The following is a 17879-nucleotide window of genomic DNA, read 5'->3' on the forward strand; positions in this document are numbered from 1 at the left end:
GCAGGCTTCTCCCCGGTGGGTCCGGGTCGCCCGGAATCGGTGGCCGGCTGTTGCACGCTTCACCTCAGATGGCTCAGTTCCTCGACGGCGCGGTCCGCGCCCCGCGTATCCGGACGAAGGCCGCCGCGCAGCCGAGGGCCAGTGCCAGCGGCAGCGCGACCGGGGCCAGCGGGCGCTGGAGCGCCCAGCCGCAGACGGTGAGCAGCCAGAGCACGCCCCACCGGGCGGCGACCGGAAGCCTGGTGCCGCGTGCGATCGCCAACACCGCGAGCAGGGCGAGCAGCTGACAGAGCGTCGGCAGCCAGCGCAGCAGCGGTTCCGGGCCCGCCAGACCCCCGGCAGCCGCCAGGAACCCCGCGGGCCCCTCGTACCACGCGCCGTCCACCGGCTCCGGTTCCCAGCCGAGCGCCGCCGGGGCGGTGTGCAGCGAGACGAAGGTGACCAGCAGCAGCGCGCCCAGCAGCGCGGGGCGCGGGCGCAGCAGCGACAGGGCGGCGCTCTGGATCACGATCAGCAGCACCCCCGCCGTGACGGTGACCGGCGGCAGCGCCCGGAGCAGTTCCGCGCCCGAGAGCTCGTGGAGCGCGATGTCGGGCACGCTCAGCAGTGGCCCCCAGAACAGCGCGGCGGCCAGGGCGAGCAGCAGCCACAGCACCGGCGCGATCCGGCTCTCGGAGGCGGCGGGACCGGCCCGCTCGCCCTGGTCCGGTCCGCCGGCCGGGAGATACACCGGGATGCCGAGGGCGGGGGTGGTGTCCTCGTGCGCGCCGCGCAGATACGCGGCCCGCCGCGCCCAGTCCGCCCCGTACTGCCGGGCGTACTCCTCGGCGGCCTCCCGCCGTTCGGCGGCCTTGCGCGCCCAGGTGGTGCCGTACTCGATCCGCTCGCCCCGCCACCGCCCCCGCCACCGGCGCAGCAGCGCGGCCGGCCGGGAGGGGCCGGGCTCACGGCCGGAGAGGGCGGCGCGCAGACCGGGCGCGGAGACCAGCGCCATCAGGGTCATCGACCCCAGCATCGCCCAGCCCGCGCCCGCGATCCCGGTCGGTCCGAGCAGGAGCGCGGCGCTGCCCAGCACCAGGGCGCACATCGCGCTCTGGAGCGCGGCGAGCATCCCCGTACGCCCCTGGACGCGCAGCACCCCGATGTACAGCTCGACGACCACGCGCGGCAGCGCGGCGGCGGCCAGCAGCCGCAGCACGGTGGTGCCGTTCTCGGCGTACGCGGCTCCGAAGGGCGCGAGGATCTGCGGCGCGAAGACCACCAGCACCAGCACCACCGGCACCAGCAGCACGGCCATCCGGCGCAGTGCTCCGCGCACCCCGGCGGCCAGGGTCTCGGGGCTGTGGGAGGCGTGGGCGGTGAGGGAGGAGGCCATGTTGATGGCCATGAACTCCATCGTGCCGCCGACGGTGTAGGCGATGTAGAAGAAGCCGTTGTCGGCCGCGTCGAAGCGGACGGCGATCATCACCGGCAGCAGGTTGATCATCGCCAGGGAGAAGAGCGCACCGGCCGAGTCCCCGGCGAGGAAGCGGCCGATCTCCCTCGTCGAGGGCGGTTCGCGGTCGCGGTCGGCGGCGCTCTGGCCGGGGATGAGCCTGCGGAAGATCAGCCAGGCCAGCGGCAGCACCGACAGGGCCATCGCGGCGGCCCAGGAGACGAAGATGCCGAGCACCGGCAGGGCCGTCGCGAACGCGGCGAGCATCAGCAGCTTGCCGAGGGAGAAGACGGCGTTGCCGACCGGCACCCAGACGGCCTTGCGCAGCCCGGTCAGCACCCCGTCCTGGAGGGTCAGCAGCGCCCAGCCGACACAGGCCGCGATGAAGAAGAGCCCCGGCCCGAGGCCGTCGAGGGGCTCGTAGGAGGAGCCCCAGAGATCGAGGGTGAGGAGGAAGACGACGGAGGCCAGCGTGACCACCAGCGAACTGGCCAGATAGGTGCGCCACACCAGCGGGCCGGTGGCGCGCCCGGCCCGGGGGACGTAGCGCACGACCGCGCCGATCATCGTGGTCGCGGTGATCGAGGCGAGCAGCCGCATGGCGGCGATGGCGGCGGAGCCCTCGCCGACGGCCTCCTTTGAGTAGTAGCGGGCGGCGACCAGCCAGAAGCCGAGGCCGAGCGCGGCGGAGACGCCGGTGGAGAGCATCAGGGCATAGGCGTTGCGGAACATGGAGTCGCCGCCGCTCTCCTCCTCGGGGAGGGCGGCGGGCTCGGTGCCGGTGCCGGTGCCGGTTTCGGTGCTCGGTCGCTCGGATTCGGACGGCTCGGGCTGCTCGAACGGCTCCGACGGCTCGCGCAGCCGGATCAGCTCAGCCACCGGTGACCCGGGTGTTCTGGTGCGCGGACGCCCTCGCGGGCGCCCGACGGCATGACGGTACGGACACACGTTCTCTGCCCACGCGCCGGCGCACCAGCTCTTCCCTCGCTGTGCGCGCGGCCGGGCAGCCCTCCCCACGAGCCATTTTCTCCCCCCAACGGGCCCCCGCTCAATGTGAACCAGTCGCTCCGGCCCGTCAATTACGCGGAAGGGCCCCTTCCTTGGCGGAAAGGGCCCGGTCCCGGCGGGTGCGGCGGGAGGTTCGACGGGGGGTCGGTCACTCGGCCGGGGTGAGGCCTTTCCGCAGCTTGATCAGGGTGCGGGAGAGCAGCCGGGACACCTGCATCTGAGAGATGCCCAGCTCTTCGCCGATGTCCGACTGCGTCATGCCGGCCACGAAACGGAGGGAGAGAATTTTACGGTCCCGTGGTGCGAGGCTTGCGATCAAGGGCTTGAGGGAGACGATGTTCTCGATGCCCTCGAGTCCGTCGTCCTCGTATCCGATGCGGTCCGCGAGGGTGGCGTCCGCGCCCTCGCCCTCCTCGCCCCGGGTGCGCGCGTCGAGCGAGCCCGCGGTGTAGGCGTTGCTCGCGACCATGCCCTCGACCACCTCGTCCTCGCCGATGCCCAGATGGACGGCGAGTTCGGCGACGGTGGGAGAGCGGTCGAGCTCCTGGGCGAGGTCGTCGGTGGCGCGCGCCAGTTCCAGGCGCAGCTCCTGGAGTCTGCGGGGGACCCGGACCGACCAGCTCGTGTCCCGGAAGAAGCGCTTGATCTCGCCGATCACGGTCGGCATCGCGAAGGTGGGGAACTCCACGCCCCGGCTGAGGTCGAAGCGGTCGATCGCCTTGATCAGGCCGATGGTGCCGACCTGGATGATGTCCTCCATCGGCTCGCTCCGGCCGCGGAAGCGGGCGGCGGCGAACTTGACCAGCGCGAGGTTCAGTTCCACCAGGGTGTTGCGGACGTACGCGTGCTCGTGGGTGCCCTCTTCGAGGTGTTCGAGGCGCGCGAAGAGGGTCTTCGAGAGCGCTCTCGCGTTCAGCGCTCCGGGCTCCCGGTCCGGGCTCCCGTCCGGGACGGCGCTCTCGTCGGGGACGGCGCTCTCGTCAGGAACGGTGCTCTCGTCCGGGGCGGCGTTTGCCGTGTGGTCCTGCGGGTAGCGGTGTCGGGACGCGTCGGTGGCGGGTACGGGGGCCGGCCGTGGTGACATGGGTCTCCTCCATCGTTCTCGGCACATGGCTGCCGATGCCGTGCATGCGCTGCGGTGAGCGGCGCCTCCAAGCCGGTCGTGTGGTGGACGGGTTTTTCCGTGCCCTACCAGCCCTACCTGTTTTCGACGGCCCGTTGCAAGTGGCAATTGCCCGATATGAGCGCTTCCTGAGGGGGGTTCCACTGGCCTGCCCGCACCCGGAAGGCGTAATGTCGGCGGAAGTCGCGGTGAGAGCCACTGGGTGAACCACTGGGTGAGCCACCCCGGGTCCGCCGCGTCGGACAGGTCACAGCAGAGGCATGAAACGGCGAAGAGGAACGGGCATGGACCGCGGGACGGCCGGCAGCGCGAATCGTGGCCGGCTTCAGGTCGGGGTTCGGACCGAGGGCCTGAGTGAAGTCGTGAAACCGTCGGGTGAACTCGATCACCATACGGCCGCGTTGCTGAGCGAGCCCCTCGACGAGGCGCTCGCGCAGGGGCGCTCCCGGCTGGTGGTGGACTGTTCGGAGCTGGAGTTCTGCGACTCGACCGGACTGAACGTACTCCTCGGCGCCCGGCTCAAGGCCGAGGCCGCCGGGGGAGGCGTCCACTTGGCCGGGTTGCTGCCCGTGGTGGCACGGGTGCTGGAGATCACCGGGGCGGAGGCGGTCTTCACCGTCCACCGCTCCGTGGAAGAGGCCCTGTCCGTCTGACACGGACGTGACGGAGGTCTCAGGGGCGGCCGGGGGGATTCCGCCGAGGGCGTGTGACGGGTGTCGTCGTCACGTGTCAGGGCAGGAGAACCCCGCGAGCCCGCGCGGAGGGCCGGGTGTCCGGTACTCCGCACGCAAGAGCGGTGAACGCGGGAAGCGGCGGTGACGCCGGTATCCATCACGACTGGTGAATCGGTGAGGTGAAGCGCTGATGAGCACCACCCGGCCGCAGCCGGGCGAACTCGGCCCCGAGCCGAATGGCGTACTCGGGGGCCTTCCCCCCGCCACGCCCGGGGGGCCGGTGCGCAGCCTCGCCCTGGGCAGCGCCAGCGGAATCGTCCCGCTCGCCCGTGACTTCACCCGCCAGGCGCTCTACGACTGGGGGTGGCTGCCCGCCGCCACCGCCGACCGCCGGGCCGCCGCCGAGGACGTACTGCTGGTCGTCTCCGAGCTGGTCACCAACGCCTGTCTGCACGCCGAGGGCCCGGACGAGCTGAAGGTCGGCTGCGACGGCGAGGTGCTGCGCCTGGAGGTCTCCGACCGGGGCGCGGGCCAGCCCGCGCCGCGCACTCCGCACCGTGCCGGACGCCCCGGGGGCCACGGGATGTTCATCGTCCAGCGGCTCTGCCTCGACTGGGGCGTCGTCAGGGTCCCCGGCGCGCCCGGCAAGACGGTCTGGGCGGAACTCGCCGCGCCCGGATAGCAGGGCCCCGCCCGCCGGGAGAGGAGCACGCCGAACCGGCGTGCTCTTTGTCTTCCCTCCGAGGGGTATCCGGCGTACCTTGAGCGCTCGATCTGATGAGCCGTCAGATGCGGGCGGCTTCCGGCTGAGGGGAACGCTGAGGTGGGACACCGGAGAGGGACGGCTCTCGCGCTCGCGGCGGCGCTGGCGGGCCCGGCGCCGCTGTTCGCCGCACCGGCCGCGCGGGCGGCCGTGGTGGACGTCGAGTACAAGTGCCAGACGCCGATCGGGGTGAAGACGGCGGTCTCGCCGATCGACATCGAGGCGGTCCGCAGCGGCGACTCCTACCGGCTGACGATGTCCTTCCAGAAGGGCGTCTCGTCCAGCCCGGTGGAGCTGGGCAAGGGCGCGATGACCCCCAGCGCACGCGTCGAACTGGGCGGCGCGGAATCGGGCGCGGTGGCGGTCTCCGGGCCCGCGAACACGGAGGCGATCCCGGCCGACACCCCCATCAGGATCAGCGATCTCTCGGGCACGTACACACCGAAGAAGAGCGGCGAGGTCACCTTCACCGCCGGGGTGCTCACCATCAAGGCGCTCGGTACGACGACCACCTGCACTCCGCGGAACGACCCCGGGCCCTCGCTGAGGCTGACGGTGACGGGCACGGGTACGGGATCCGACTCCGGCGGCACGGACTCAGGAGGGTCCGGCTCCGGGGGCTCCGGCTCCGGCGGCTCGGGAGCCGAGGAGGAGCTTCCCAGAACCGGCCCGCTCGACTCCGCCGCCGCGCTCGGCACCCTCGGCGGCACCGTGCTGCTCGCCGGAGCCGCCGGGGTGCTCTGGCTGACCCGGCGCGACGGCGGCCGGCGGACCGCGGACTGACGATGGACGAGGCGGACACGGAGCCGGGCCGCCGGACCCCCCGGCCCCCCGCACGGAGACGGCGCGCCCGCCCGCTCGCCCTGCTCCTCCTCCCGCTGCTCGCCGCGGCCCCCGCCGCACCGGCGACCGCGGCCGACGCCGGACCGGAGACCGCCCTCTCCCGGCAGCGCGCCGCCCCGGGCGAGGAGATCACCGTCAGCGGCGCCGGCTGGCGGCCGGGAGCCCTGCTGACGCTGCTCCTCTGCGGACAGAACATGATCGGCGGCACCAACAGCTGCGCCAACGCCGAGGGCCGTGCCGTCACCGCCGACGCCGGGGGCTCCTTCAGCCGGAAGCTGCCGGTGGCGAAACCCCCCGTACCCTGCCCCTGTGTCATCCACGCCGCGACCGTCACCGGCGACCGCGCCGCCCGGGACGCCCCCTTCGCCGTCGCGGGCCACCCCACCGCCCCGCTGCCCCGGCCCGCAGGCGGAAAGCTCGCCGTACTGACCGTCCCCCGGCTCGAAGGCGAATCCGGCATCCTCGTCCGCTTCGGCGCGCCCCCCTCCCGGCGGCTCGCCCTCACGGTCGGCAACCTCGGCACCGCCCCGGTGACCGACCCCGTCCTCCGCCTCGGCACGGCGCACGGCGTCTACGCGCCCGAGTGGCAGGAGCGCCGCTGGCGCGGCACCGTACAGCCCGGCGAGAAGGCCCGGCTCACCCTCCCCGTGGAGCTGCCCGCCGGGGCGTACGGCGACTACCGGATCTCCCTGCGGCACGGCGGCCGGACCCTGCTCACCCACCCCTGGGACGTGCCCCGCCCCTGGGGCGTCACCGCCTTCTGGATCCTGCTCGCCCTCGTCGTACCGGCGGCCCTCTTCCGCGCCGCGACGGCCGTCCTCGACCGGATCCGGCCCCGCTAGGGCCTGTCTGACGGATCTTGCTGGGCTCCCGGGCCCTGGCACCGCGCCTTGCCGCGTTGTCGTCGGTCGCCAATACACCACATTGGCTCCCTCCTCCGCCTTGCAATCCACGGCACCAGACCCCGCTCCCTGATCCAGCCTGATCCGTCAGACAGGCCCTAGACGCTGGGAGGCAATCGGGTACGGGAAAGGCCCGCCGCGCCGGTGGGGACCGGTGCGGCGGGCCTTGCCCTGGGGCGCTCAGGCGGGGGCGGGCGTCAGTGGACGCCGCCCATGAGGGCCTTGACCTTCCGCCGCCACATGAAGATGGCGACACCCGCGAGCGCGGCGATCACGCCCTGGCTGGCGAACCAGCCCTGGGTGTCCGTCGGCGCTCCGAGCAGCTGGAGCAGCGCGATCACCGAGTTGCCCGCGGTCAGCGCGAGGAACCAGACGCCCATCATCTGCGCGGCGTACTTCTGCGGGGCCAGCTTGGTCGTCAGCGACAGCCCGACCGGGGAGAGGCACAGCTCGCCGACGGTCTGCATGAAGTAGACCGAGACCAGCCACATCGGGGAGACCTTGGCGTCGCCGGCCGCGAGGCCCTGCGCCACCATCATCACGCCGAAGGAGCCGCCGACCAGCACCAGCGCCAGGGCGAACTTCGAGAGCGTGCTCGGCTCGCGGTTCCGCTTGAAGAGCGCCACCCACAGCATCGCGAAGACGGGTGCGAGCGCCATCACGAAGAGCGGGTTCAGCGACTGGAACCAGGTCGTCGGGAACTCGAAGCCGAAGAGCGTGGACTGGGTGTCGTTCTTCGCGAAGAGCGACAGCACCGAACCGGTCTGGTCGTAGATCGCCCAGAACGCGGCGGCGGCGACGAAGAACCAGATGTAGCCCGTCATCCGCGAGCGCTCCACCACCGACAGGTCCTTGTCCCGCTTGATGCGGAACAGGTACCAGGACGGCAGCAGCAGACCCAGGACCGTCAGCGGCCACAGCACCCAGTCCAGGGTGAACACACCGGCCAGGCCGACGATGGCGTACGCGCCGACCGCGACGCCCAGCCAGATCAGCGCCCTGCGGATCAGACCCGAGCGCTCCTCGGCGGTCAGCGGCGAGGGAACCACGCTGGACTCGGGCGCGAGATTGCGGAAGCCCAGGAAGTAGAAGAGCAGACCGAGCGCCATGCCGACACCGGCCATCGCGAAGCCCAGGTGCCAGTCGATCTTCTGGCCGACCCAGCCGATCGTCAGCGGGGCGACGAAGGCACCGAGGTTGATGCCCATGTAGAAGATCGTGAAGCCGCCGTCGCGACGCGGGTCGTTCTTGTCCGAGTAGAGCTGGCCGACCATCGTGGAGATGTTGGCCTTGAGCAGACCCGAGCCGACCGCGATGAGCGCCAGACCGATGAAGAACGACGCACTCGCCGGCACCGCCAGCAGGAAGTGGCCGGTCATGATGATCACGCCGGCGATGGCCGTCGCCTTGCGCGCGCCCCACACCCGGTCGCCGAGCCAGCCGCCGGGAAGGGCGAGCAGGTACACCATGGCGTTGTAGACGGAGTAGATCGCGACCGCGGTCGCGTCCTTCATGCCGAGTCCGCCGTCGGCCACATTGGTCGACAGGTAGAGCACGAGCAGAGCGCGCATGCCGTAGAAGCTGTAGCGCTCCCACATCTCGGTCATGAACAGATTGGCCAGGCCGCGGGGGTGGCCGAGGAAGGTCTTCTCGCCGGCCGCGGGGCCGGCCGAATCCTTCGTCAGGCTTGACGCCATGGTCGTTCCTTGCTGTCGGGACGCGCTGCTTCGTGAGCGGTACGCGCCCGGTGGGGGTGACCGGCACCGATCCGGAAGCAGCCCCACCCCACGCCTGAGGGGTTCGCCCCGGCGTGCGCCGAGGGCGGAGGAGATGTCCGAACCGGGATCCACGCCCCGGGGCGTCATTGCGCCCGGGGCCCGGCCCACAGGTCATTCACTGTCGGGTGCGGGTCCGGTATCTCCGGACCCGCGCACAGAAGAGACCCCTGGCCGCGCTGCCGCTGCTCGCTTTCCGCGCGGCAGGCCAAAGGTCTCCGTGTAGTGCTACAGGCGTACTCGACACCATACGACACGACACTGTCGGATATGGAAGGACTTGAGATATGGATCACAGGTCCACAAGGAACCGGATGCCCTGTTTCGAAGGTCGTACTCCTGATCACACTGGGACCCGCAGGGCCGGTGCACCGAGCCCCAGTGTGCGGCGCTCGCGGACTACCATCACTGCATGACCCGTGTACTGCTCGCCGAGGACGACGCCTCCATCTCCGAGCCCCTGGCCCGCGCGCTGCGCCGGGAGGGATACGAGGTCGAGGTGCGCGAGGACGGCCCGGCCGCGCTCGAAGCCGGTCTCGCGGGCGGCGTCGATCTGGTCGTACTGGATCTCGGACTGCCCGGCATGGACGGCCTGGAGGTCGCCAGACGGCTGCGCGCCGAGGGCCACACCGTGCCGATCCTGGTGCTGACGGCCCGCGCGGACGAGGTGGACACGGTGGTCGGCCTGGACGCCGGCGCCGACGACTACGTCACCAAGCCCTTCCGGCTGGCCGAGCTGCTGGCCCGGGTCCGGGCCCTGCTCCGGCGCGGCGCCACGGAGCCCGCGCCCGCGCCCGCCACCCACGGCGTGCGCATCGACGTGGAGTCGCACCGCGCGTGGATGGGCGAGGAGGAGCTTCAGCTCACCGCCAAGGAATTCGACCTGCTGCGGGTCCTGGTCCGGGACGCCGGCCGGGTCGTCACCCGCGACCAGCTGATGCGCGAGGTCTGGGACACCACCTGGTGGTCCTCCACCAAGACCCTCGACATGCACATCTCCTGGCTCCGCAAGAAGCTCGGCGACGACGCCGCCAACCCCCGCTACATCGCCACCGTCCGGGGCGTCGGCTTCCGCTTCGAGAAGAGCTGACCGACCCGGGTCCGCCCGGGCCAGGCCCGCTCCGGGTCCGTCCGACCCGGTCCGCCCGCTCCGGGAGCGGGCCTTCGAGAAGCGCCGACCACCATCGCACCGCCCGGAGGCACCCGTGCGCCGACGACTGATCAACTCCACCCTCGCTGTCGTCCTCGTCGTCATCGCCGTCTTCGGCGTCTCCCTCGTCATCGTCGAGACCCGCACCATCACCAGCAGCGCCCAGGAGAGCGTCGACGCCGAGGCCTACCGGCTCGCCAGCATCGTGGACAGCCTCCTCCTCGACGGCAAGCCGGTGAACCCGAACGTCATCGCCGACCAGAGCGGCGCGAAGCGGTACGCCCTCATCGAGATCCCCGGGCGCGCCCCCATCGAGATCGGCGAGCGCCCCGACGGCGGCGTCATCCAGGGGAAGGCCACCGGCGAGCAGGGCGAGACGGTCGTCGTCGAGGAGCCCCGCTCCTCGGTCACCAGGGAGGTCGGCGACAGCCTCCTGATCATCGGCGGCGTCGCCGTGATCGCCGTGATCGCCGCGATCCTCCTCGCCGTGCGCCAGGCCAACCGGCTCGCCTCCCCGCTCACCGACCTCGCCGAGACCGCCGAGCGCCTGGGCTCCGGCGATCCCCGCCCCCGCCACCGCCGCTACGGAGTCCCCGAGCTGGACCGGGTCGCCGATGTCCTGGACGCCAGCGCCGAGCGGATCGGCCGGATGCTCACCGCCGAGCGACGGCTCGCCGCCGACGCCTCCCACCAGCTCCGCACCCCGCTGACCGCCCTCTCCATGCGGCTGGAGGAGATCTCCGCCACCGACGACCCCGCCACCGTCAAGGAGGAGGCGAGCGTCGCCCTCACCCAGGTCGAGCGGCTCACCGATGTGGTCGAGCGGCTGCTGACCAACTCACGCGACCCCCGGACCGGTTCCGCGATCGCCTTCGACCTGGACGAGGTCGTCCAGCAGCAGATGGCCGAGTGGCGCTCCGCGTACCGCAGCGCGGGCCGGGCCCTGGTCTGCTCGGGCAAGCAGGGCATGCGGGCCGTCGGCACCCCCGGGGCCGTCGCGCAGGTGCTCGCGGCGCTCATCGAGAACTCGCTGATGCACGGCGGCGGCACGGTGGCCCTCCGGACCAGGGTCACCGGCAATCAGTCCGTGATCGAGGTGACCGACGAGGGCCCCGGAGTCCCCGCCGACCTCGGGGCGCGGATCTTCGAGCGGAGCATCAGCGGACGGAACTCCACCGGCATCGGGCTCGCCGTCGCCCGCGACCTGGCGGAGGCCGACGGCGGCCGGCTGGAGATGCTGCAACAGCACCCGCCGGTATTCGCCCTCTTCCTGAGCCGGGAGGCCCGTAAACGCGCGGAGGAGAGGCCCACCGTCCGCTGAGCCCGGAAATCAAAGGAGTGCCTCAGGGGCGTGGACCCACCGCGTCCGGCTCCCGGTGCTCCAGGAACGATTCAGCCGCCGGATCCCGCTCCTCCCGCTCCTCCCGCTCCTCGGGAATCGCCCGGAACACCCACGTCCGGTACGACCAGAAGCGGAAGAGCGTCGCCACCCCGATGCCGAAGAACTTGAAGACATTGCTCTGGAGCGGGCTGTCCCAGCCGAAGCCATAGGTCGCCGCGTAGAGAATGCCGTTCTCGATGACCATGCCGACCAGGCTGAACAGCAGGAACAGCGAGAGCTGACGCGTACGCCCGCTCTTGTCGCGGTCACGGTAGGTGAAGTACCGATACCCCAGATAGTTGAAGACGATGGCGACCGCGTTGGCGATCAGCGACGCCCGCACCACCGGCAGCTCCGTCGTCGCACGCACCAGATTGAAGACCGCGAGGTTGACGACGACCCCCGCTCCCCCCACCGCCCCGAACTTGGCGACTTCGCGCACGAGCTGGTCGAACCGCGTGCGCAGCACTCCGCCACGTTCACTCATAGTGAGAGTCCAGCCCCATCGGATCGGTGTTTTCGACCCCGTCATGCTAACCAGCGGTCCGCCCGCCCGCCCGGGCACCCGAAGGATGGTGTGGCGAGCCCGTGACCGCACGTGTGACATTCCGTTACCGTGCGTACGGTCGACCGGCGGCCCGAAACGGCCCCCGCCGTGGCCGATACGCTAGGGGGGTGACGTTCCCGGTAGTCGGCATGGTCGGCGGCGGTCAGCTCGCCCGTATGACCCACGAGGCGGGCATCCCCCTCGGCATTCGTTTCAAGCTCCTCAGCGACACCCCGCAGGACTCGGCGGCCCAGGTGGTCAGCGAAGTCGTCATCGGCGACTACCGCGACCAGGACACCCTGCGCGCCTTCGCCCGGGGCTGCGACGTGATCACCTTCGATCATGAGCATGTCCCGGTGGAGCATCTGCGCGCACTGGAGGCGGACGGCATCCCCGTCCGCCCCGGGCCCGAGGCGCTGCTCCACGCCCATGACAAGGGGGTGATGCGGGCCAGGCTCAGCGAGCTGGGCGTGCCCTGCCCGCGCCACCGGATCGTGGCCGACCCCGAGGACGCGGCGGCGTTCGCGGAGGAGGTCGGCGGCTTCCCCGTCATCCTCAAGACCGTGCGCGGCGGTTACGACGGCAAGGGCGTCTGGTTCGTCCGCACCCCGGCCGACGCGGTGGAGCCCTTCCGCGCGGGCGTGCCCGTCCTCGCCGAGGAGAAGGTCGACTTCACCCGCGAGCTGGCCGCCAATATCGTCCGCTCCCCGCACGGACAGGCCGTCGCCTACCCCGTCGTCGAGTCCCGCCAGGTGGACGGCGTCTGCGACACCGTCATCGCCCCCGCGCCCGGACTGGACGAGGAACTCGCCGGCCAGGCGCAGCACCTCGCGCTCACCATCGCCGCCGAGCTGGGCGTCGTCGGCCATCTCGCGGTCGAGCTGTTCGAGACGACCGACGGCCGCATCCTCGTCAACGAACTCGCCATGCGCCCGCACAACTCCGGCCACTGGACCCAGGACGGGTCCATGACCTCGCAGTTCGCCAACCATGTACGGGCCGTGCTCGACCTCCCGCTGGGCGATCCCCGCCCGCGCGCGCCCTGGACCGTCATGTGCAATGTGCTCGGCGGCGACTATCCCGACATGTATCCGGCGTATCTGCATTGCATGGCACGCGATCCGCAGCTCAAGATTCACATGTACGGAAAAGACGTGAAGCCGGGCCGTAAGGTCGGCCACGTCAACACATACGGCGACGATCTCGCGGACGTCCTCGAACGTGCCCGCCACGCAGCCGATTACCTCAGAGGAACGATCACCGAATGAGCAGCACCGCTCCGCTTGTCGGCATTGTGATGGGCTCCGACTCCGACTGGCCCGTGATGGAGGCCGCCGCCCTCGCCCTGGACGAGTTCGAGGTCCCCTACGAGGTCGACGTCGTCTCCGCGCACCGGATGGTGCACGAGATGATCGCGTACGGCGAGAGCGCGGACGCCCGGGGCCTGAAGACGATCATCGCGGGCGCGGGCGGAGCGGCCCACCTCCCCGGCATGCTCGCCTCGGTCACCCCGCTGCCGGTGATCGGCGTCCCGGTGCCGCTGAAGTACCTGGACGGCATGGACTCGCTGATGTCGATCGTCCAGATGCCGGCGGGCGTGCCCGTCGCCACGGTCTCCGTCGCCGGATCGCGCAACGCGGGCCTGCTCGCGGTGCGCGTCCTCGCCGCCCACGACCCCGAGCTGCTGGCCCGGATGAAGGACTTCCAGCGGCGGCTGAACGAGCAGGCCACCGACAAGGGCAAACGACTGCGCGCGAAGGTCGAGGGCTCGTCCGCCTTCGGCTTCGGGAAGTAGAAGACCATGAACGCCGTGAACGCCCTGGACTCAGCCTCCGACCATCTCGGCCGCGCGCGCGAACTGCTCGCCGAGCACCCCGTGGTCGACGGCCACAACGACCTGCCCTGGGCGCTGCGCGAGAAGGCCGGCTACGACCTGGACCGCCTCGACATCTCCGGCGACCAGACCGGCCGGCTCCACACCGACCTCCCCCGGCTGCGCGCCGGCGGCGTTGGCGCGCAGTTCTGGTCGGTCTATGTACGCACCTCGATGACCGGCGACGACGCCGTCAGCGCCACCCTGGAACAGATCGACGCCGTCTCCCGGCTGCTGGACCGCTACCCCGGGGATCTGGCCCGCGCCCTCACCGCCGACGACATGGAGCGGGCCCGCGAGAGCGGCCGGATCGCCTCCCTGATGGGGGCCGAGGGCGGCCACTCGATCAACAACTCCCTGGCCACCCTGCGCGCGTTCTACGAGCTGGGCGTGCGGTATCTGACGCTCACCCACAACGACAATGTGCCGTGGGCCGACTCGGCGACCGACGAGCCGGGCGTCGGCGGGCTCTCCGCCTTCGGCCGTGAGGTCGTACGGGAGATGAACCGGCTCGGCATGCTGGTCGACCTCTCCCATGTCGCCGCCACCACCATGCGCGACGCCCTGGAGACCTCGGCCGCGCCGGTGATCTTCTCGCACTCCTCCTCGCGCGCGGTCTGCGACCATGTCCGCAACATCCCCGACGACGTCCTGGCGCTGCTGCCCGGCAACGGCGGGATCGCGATGGCGACCTTCGTACCGAAGTTCGTCCTCCCGGAAGCCGGCCAGTGGACGCTCGCGGCGGACGCGAACCTCCGGGCGCACGGATTCGACCATCTGGACACCACCCCGGAGGCGATGAAGCTCCACGCCGCCTTCGAGCAGGCCAACCCCCGTCCGGTGGCGACCGCCGCCACGGTCGCCGACCATCTCGACCACATGCGCGAGATCGCGGGCATCGACCACCTCGGCATCGGCGGGGACTACGACGGCACCGCGTTCACACCGTCCGGCCTGGACGATGTCGCGGGCTACCCCAATCTGCTCGCGGAACTCCTGCGCCGGGGCTGGTCCGAGTCCGACCTCGCCAAGCTCACCTGGCGGAACGCGGTCCGCGTACTGCGCGACGCGGAGTCGGCCGCCCGGCACGCCCGCTCCCTGCGCGGCCCGTCGATCGCCACCATCGCCGAGCTGGACGGCTGACGCCTCAAGGCCCTTCGGGCGTACGGGAGACCGCTCGCCGGTCCCCGTACGCCCTGACGTCTCTCAGGAGCGCGGGCGGCCCATCGCCCGGTACACCCAGCCGGCCTCGCGCCACTTCACGGGGTCCAGCGCGTTCCGGCCGTCCAGCACGATCCGGTTCGTCACGGCCGCGCCCAGCTCCGCCGGGTCCAGCTCGCGGAACTCCCGCCACTCGGTCAGATGCAGCACCACATCCGCGCCGCGCACCGCCGCCAGCGCCGAGTCCGCGTATCCCAGGGTCGGGAAGAGGCCGCGCGCGTTCGCCATGCCCTTGGGGTCGTAGACGGTCACCTGGCCGCCCTGGAGATGGATCTGCCCCGCCACATTCAGCGCGGGGGAGTCCCGGACGTCGTCCGAGTCCGGCTTGAAGGCCGCGCCCAGCACCGCCACCCGCTTCCCCAGGAACGAGCCGCCGCCCACGGCCTCCCGGGCCAGCTCGACCATGTGGCCGCGCCGGCGCATATTGATGGAGTCGACCTCCCGCAGAAACGTCAGCGCCTGGTCCGCGCCCAGCTCCCCGGCGCGCGCCATGAAGGCGCGGATGTCCTTCGGCAGACAGCCGCCGCCGAAGCCGATGCCGGCCCGCAGGAACTTCGCGCCGATGCGCTCGTCGTGGCCGATGGCCTCCGCCAGCTTCACCACATCGCCGTCGGCCGCCTCGCACACCTCCGCCATCGCGTTGATGAAGGAGATCTTCGTCGCCAGGAAGGAGTTGGCGGCGGTCTTCACCAGCTCGGCCGTCGGGAAGTCCGTGACCACGAAGGGCGATCCGCCCGCGACCGGGGTGGCGTACACCTCGCGCAGCGTCCGCTCGGCCCGCTCGCTCTCCACGCCGACCACGATCCGGTCCGGGTGCAGGGTGTCGTCGACCGCGAAGCCCTCCCGCAGGAACTCGGGGTTCCACGCCAGCTCCACATCGCCCGGCGCCCGCTCGGCCAGCAGCCGCGCCAGCCGCGCGGCGCTGCCCACCGGCACGGTCGACTTGCCGACCACCAGCGCGGGCCGCGTCAGCAGCGGCGCGAGGGCCGAGAAGGCCGCGTCGACGTACGACATGTCGCAGGCGTACTCCCCGTGCTTCTGCGGGGTGTTCACACAGACGAAGTGAACATCGCCGAACTCGGCGACCTGCTCCCACGAGTCCGTGAAGCGCAGCCGGCCGGTCGATCCCTCGATCCCGGCGACATGACGGGAGAGGAGTTCCTCCAGGCCCGGCTCGTACATCGGCACCCGGCCGGCCGAGAGCATCGCGATCTTCTCGGGCACCACATCGAGCCCGAGGACCTCGAACCCCAGCTCCGCCATGGCCGCCGCGTGCGTCGCGCCGAGATAGCCGGTGCCGATCACAGTGATCCTGAGAGCCATGCGTGCTCCTGAGTGGTGTGGGAAGGGCGCTGCACGAGCATAGTCGGGCCCCCGCCGGGGCACGTTTGCCCCTGTCGCCAAGCTCACGTATGCCCATCGGGGGCCTGGCCTCTAAAGTTGGTTACTTAACGGTAGTTAGCTTCTGGGGAGTGAGAGAACGTGGCCTCGACCGGTAAGCCGGATTTCGACCTGTACCGCCCGTCCGAAGAGCACGACGCCCTCCGCGACGCCATCCGCTCGCTCGCCGAGGCGAAGATCCTGCCGCACGCCGCCGAGGTGGACGAGGCCTCCCGCTTCCCGCAGGAGGCCCTCGACGCCCTCGTCGCCAGCGATCTGCACGCCGTCCACGTACCCGAGGAGTACGGCGGCGCGGGCGCCGACGCGCTCGCCACGGTCATCGTCATCGAGGAGGTCGCCCGGGTCTGCGCCTCCTCCTCGCTGATCCCGGCCGTCAACAAGCTCGGCTCCCTCCCGGTGATCCTCTCCGGCTCCGAGGAGCTGAAGCGCACCTACCTCCGCCCGCTCGCCGAGGGCTCCGCGATGTTCTCGTACTGTCTCTCCGAGCCGGACGCGGGCTCCGACGCGGCCGGCATGAAGACCAGGGCGGTCCGCGACGGCGACCACTACATCCTCAACGGCGTGAAGCGCTGGATCACCAACGCCGGGGTCTCCGAGTACTACACGGTCATGGCCGTCACCGACCCCGACAAGCGCTCCAAGGGGATCTCCGCCTTCGTGGTCGAGAAGTCCGACCCCGGCGTCTCCTTCGGCGCCCCCGAGAAGAAACTCGGCATCAAGGGCTCCCCGACCCGCGAGGTCTACCTCGACAACGTCCGCATCCCCGCCACCCGCATGATCGGCGACGAGGGCACCGGCTTCGCCACCGCCATGAAAACCCTCGACCACACCCGCATCACCATCGCCGCCCAGGCCCTCGGCATCGCCCAGGGCGCCCTCGACTACGCCAAGGGCTACGTCAAGGAGCGCAAGCAGTTCGGCAAGCCCGTCGCCGACTTCCAGGGCGTCCAGTTCATGCTCGCCGACATGGCCATGAAGCTCGAAGCCGCCCGCCAGCTCACCTACTCCGCCGCCGCCAAGTCCGAGCGCGTCGACAGCGACCTCACCTTCTTCGGCGCCGCCGCCAAGTGCTTCGCCTCCGACGTCGCCATGGAAGTCACCACCGACGCCGTCCAGCTCCTCGGCGGCTACGGCTACACCCGCGACTACCCCGTTGAGCGCATGATGCGCGACGCCAAGATCACCCAGATTTATGAGGGCACGAATCAGATCCAGCGCATCGTGATGGCCCGCAACCTTCCGTAGCGGAGTCGCCCCGGACCGGCAGCCGTCTCCGACGGCTCCCGGTCCGCTTCCGTTCCTGAAGGTGGGGCCGTGCATTTCAGCCCGCGGGGACGCGGTCAGACGCTGTAGAACGCGGGGCGCTCCGCCACCTGATCGGGGGTGAGTCCCTCGACGGTCAGGTTTCCTGTCCAGAGCTGGTCACGGTTGGCGTATGTCGTGTCGAACCGTACATGTCTGCCGCCGGGCTTCAGCTTCCATTCCCCTTTTTGCAATTGTGCGATGCGATCGCTGCCGCACACGAATGCCCGGGTCGCTTGGGCGAGCACCCATCGGGCCAGCTCTTTCTCACCGGCTGTGGTCCGTTCGCAGTTGCGGGCCATCTGCCACAGGCGTCCCCACTCGACTCCGGGGGTCAGCGGGCCGACGACGGCCACGTCTCCGATCCGCCGCTCGTCAAGGTGGTGCGTTGCATAGCCGAAGACCGTGCCGAACATGGCGAATACGGTGACCCGACTGCTTCCGGTGAGGCCCTCGTCATTGCTGCTCATCAGCAGCCGTC

Annotated in this window: 16 protein-coding genes; 10 read left to right on the forward strand and 6 right to left on the reverse strand. The window is 71.2% G+C overall.

Annotated features, from left to right (window positions below):
• Positions 1–73: 73 nt before the first annotated feature.
• Both IE247_RS32660 and IE247_RS32665 read right to left on the reverse strand, forming a co-directional pair.
• Positions 74–2314: a lipopolysaccharide biosynthesis protein gene (locus tag IE247_RS32660; protein WP_190126979.1), complete on the reverse strand. Its 2241-nt coding sequence runs from the start codon at positions 2312–2314 to the stop codon at positions 74–76.
• Positions 2315–2591: 277 nt separating this feature from the next.
• Complete coding sequence (locus tag IE247_RS32665; RefSeq protein ID WP_190126980.1) at positions 2592–3527, reverse strand: RNA polymerase sigma factor SigF; 936 nt, start codon at positions 3525–3527, stop codon at positions 2592–2594.
• 323 nt (positions 3528–3850) lie between these two features.
• On the opposite strand from IE247_RS32665, the gene IE247_RS32670 reads away from it, so the two are divergent.
• The 4 genes from IE247_RS32670 (at position 3851) to IE247_RS32685 (ending at position 6688) form a co-directional block, all read left to right on the forward strand.
• Positions 3851–4219 carry an STAS domain-containing protein gene (locus IE247_RS32670; protein ID WP_190126981.1) on the forward strand — a complete coding sequence of 123 codons (369 nt, stop codon included), beginning with the start codon at positions 3851–3853 and terminating at the stop codon, positions 4217–4219.
• Between the two features lie 211 nt (positions 4220–4430).
• Positions 4431–4922 carry an ATP-binding protein gene (locus IE247_RS32675; RefSeq protein ID WP_190126982.1) on the forward strand — a complete coding sequence of 164 codons (492 nt, stop codon included), beginning with the start codon at positions 4431–4433 and terminating at the stop codon, positions 4920–4922.
• Between the two features lie 141 nt (positions 4923–5063).
• Positions 5064–5786, forward strand: a complete 723-nt coding sequence (locus tag IE247_RS32680; RefSeq protein ID WP_190126983.1) for a peptidase — start codon at positions 5064–5066, stop codon at positions 5784–5786.
• A gap of 2 nt (positions 5787–5788) precedes the next feature.
• Positions 5789–6688: a neocarzinostatin apoprotein domain-containing protein gene (locus tag IE247_RS32685; protein WP_190126984.1), complete on the forward strand. Its 900-nt coding sequence runs from the start codon at positions 5789–5791 to the stop codon at positions 6686–6688.
• Between the two features lie 257 nt (positions 6689–6945).
• Here IE247_RS32685 and IE247_RS32690 read toward each other — a convergent pair whose 3' ends face one another.
• Entirely contained in the window at positions 6946–8445 is a 1500-nt protein-coding gene (locus IE247_RS32690; RefSeq protein ID WP_190126985.1) for a peptide MFS transporter, read from the reverse strand.
• Between the two features lie 490 nt (positions 8446–8935).
• On the opposite strand from IE247_RS32690, the gene IE247_RS32695 reads away from it, so the two are divergent.
• Together IE247_RS32695 and IE247_RS32700 are read left to right on the forward strand one after the other, a co-directional pair.
• Entirely contained in the window at positions 8936–9613 is a 678-nt protein-coding gene (locus tag IE247_RS32695) for a response regulator transcription factor (RefSeq protein WP_190126986.1), read from the forward strand.
• 115 nt (positions 9614–9728) lie between these two features.
• A complete protein-coding gene (locus IE247_RS32700) occupies positions 9729–10994 on the forward strand; it encodes a sensor histidine kinase (protein WP_190126987.1) in 1266 nt (421 codons plus the stop codon).
• A 22-nt stretch (positions 10995–11016) separates the two neighbouring features.
• On the opposite strand, the gene IE247_RS32705 is transcribed toward IE247_RS32700, so the two are convergent.
• Positions 11017–11541 carry a GtrA family protein gene (locus tag IE247_RS32705; protein ID WP_190126988.1) on the reverse strand — a complete coding sequence of 175 codons (525 nt, stop codon included), beginning with the start codon at positions 11539–11541 and terminating at the stop codon, positions 11017–11019.
• A gap of 188 nt (positions 11542–11729) precedes the next feature.
• On the opposite strand from IE247_RS32705, the gene IE247_RS32710 reads away from it, so the two are divergent.
• Genes IE247_RS32710 through IE247_RS32720 form a run of 3 tightly spaced genes read left to right on the forward strand, consistent with a single transcriptional unit; the run spans position 11730 to position 14617 of the window.
• On the forward strand, positions 11730–12869 hold the full coding sequence (locus tag IE247_RS32710; RefSeq protein WP_190126989.1) for a 5-(carboxyamino)imidazole ribonucleotide synthase: 1140 nt from the start codon (positions 11730–11732) through the stop codon (positions 12867–12869).
• On the forward strand, positions 12866–13396 hold the full coding sequence (gene purE / locus IE247_RS32715; protein WP_190126990.1) for a 5-(carboxyamino)imidazole ribonucleotide mutase: 531 nt from the start codon (positions 12866–12868) through the stop codon (positions 13394–13396). The genes IE247_RS32710 and purE overlap by 4 nt, the downstream gene beginning before the upstream one ends.
• Positions 13397–13402: 6 nt before the next feature.
• Positions 13403–14617 (forward strand): dipeptidase, encoded by a 1215-nt coding sequence (locus IE247_RS32720; protein ID WP_190126991.1) that lies wholly within the window; start codon positions 13403–13405, stop codon positions 14615–14617.
• A 63-nt stretch (positions 14618–14680) separates the two neighbouring features.
• On the opposite strand, the gene IE247_RS32725 is transcribed toward IE247_RS32720, so the two are convergent.
• Complete coding sequence (locus IE247_RS32725) at positions 14681–16018, reverse strand: UDP-glucose dehydrogenase family protein (RefSeq protein ID WP_190126992.1); 1338 nt, start codon at positions 16016–16018, stop codon at positions 14681–14683.
• 159 nt (positions 16019–16177) lie between these two features.
• Between IE247_RS32725 and IE247_RS32730 the strand changes: the two genes are divergently transcribed.
• Positions 16178–17341, forward strand: a complete 1164-nt coding sequence (locus IE247_RS32730) for an acyl-CoA dehydrogenase (RefSeq protein WP_190126993.1) — start codon at positions 16178–16180, stop codon at positions 17339–17341.
• Between the two features lie 95 nt (positions 17342–17436).
• Here the strand turns inward: IE247_RS32730 and IE247_RS32735 are convergent, their stop codons facing one another.
• Entirely contained in the window at positions 17437–17868 is a 432-nt protein-coding gene (locus IE247_RS32735; RefSeq protein WP_190126998.1) for a hypothetical protein, read from the reverse strand.
• Between the last annotated feature and the right edge of the window lie 11 nt (positions 17869–17879).

Source organism: Streptomyces inusitatus, assembly GCF_014651115.1.
In the GTDB taxonomy this organism is placed as follows: Bacteria; Actinomycetota; Actinomycetes; order Streptomycetales; family Streptomycetaceae; genus Streptomyces; species Streptomyces amakusaensis.

Coding starts and splice junctions, on each gene's coding strand:
- IE247_RS32675 (WP_190126982.1), top strand. CDS start 4,431: ATGAGCACCACCCGGCCGCAGCCGGGCGAACTCGGCCCCGAGCCGAAT.
- purE (WP_190126990.1), top strand. CDS start 12,866: ATGAGCAGCACCGCTCCGCTTGTCGGCATTGTGATGGGCTCCGACTCC.
- IE247_RS32735 (WP_190126998.1), bottom strand. CDS start 17,868: ATGAGCAGCAATGACGAGGGCCTCACCGGAAGCAGTCGGGTCACCGTA.
- IE247_RS32725 (WP_190126992.1), bottom strand. CDS start 16,018: ATGGCTCTCAGGATCACTGTGATCGGCACCGGCTATCTCGGCGCGACG.
- IE247_RS32670 (WP_190126981.1), top strand. CDS start 3,851: ATGGACCGCGGGACGGCCGGCAGCGCGAATCGTGGCCGGCTTCAGGTC.
- IE247_RS32690 (WP_190126985.1), bottom strand. CDS start 8,445: ATGGCGTCAAGCCTGACGAAGGATTCGGCCGGCCCCGCGGCCGGCGAG.
- IE247_RS32685 (WP_190126984.1), top strand. CDS start 5,789: ATGGACGAGGCGGACACGGAGCCGGGCCGCCGGACCCCCCGGCCCCCC.
- IE247_RS32705 (WP_190126988.1), bottom strand. CDS start 11,541: ATGAGTGAACGTGGCGGAGTGCTGCGCACGCGGTTCGACCAGCTCGTG.
- IE247_RS32720 (WP_190126991.1), top strand. CDS start 13,403: ATGAACGCCGTGAACGCCCTGGACTCAGCCTCCGACCATCTCGGCCGC.
- IE247_RS32665 (WP_190126980.1), bottom strand. CDS start 3,527: ATGTCACCACGGCCGGCCCCCGTACCCGCCACCGACGCGTCCCGACAC.
- IE247_RS32695 (WP_190126986.1), top strand. CDS start 8,936: ATGACCCGTGTACTGCTCGCCGAGGACGACGCCTCCATCTCCGAGCCC.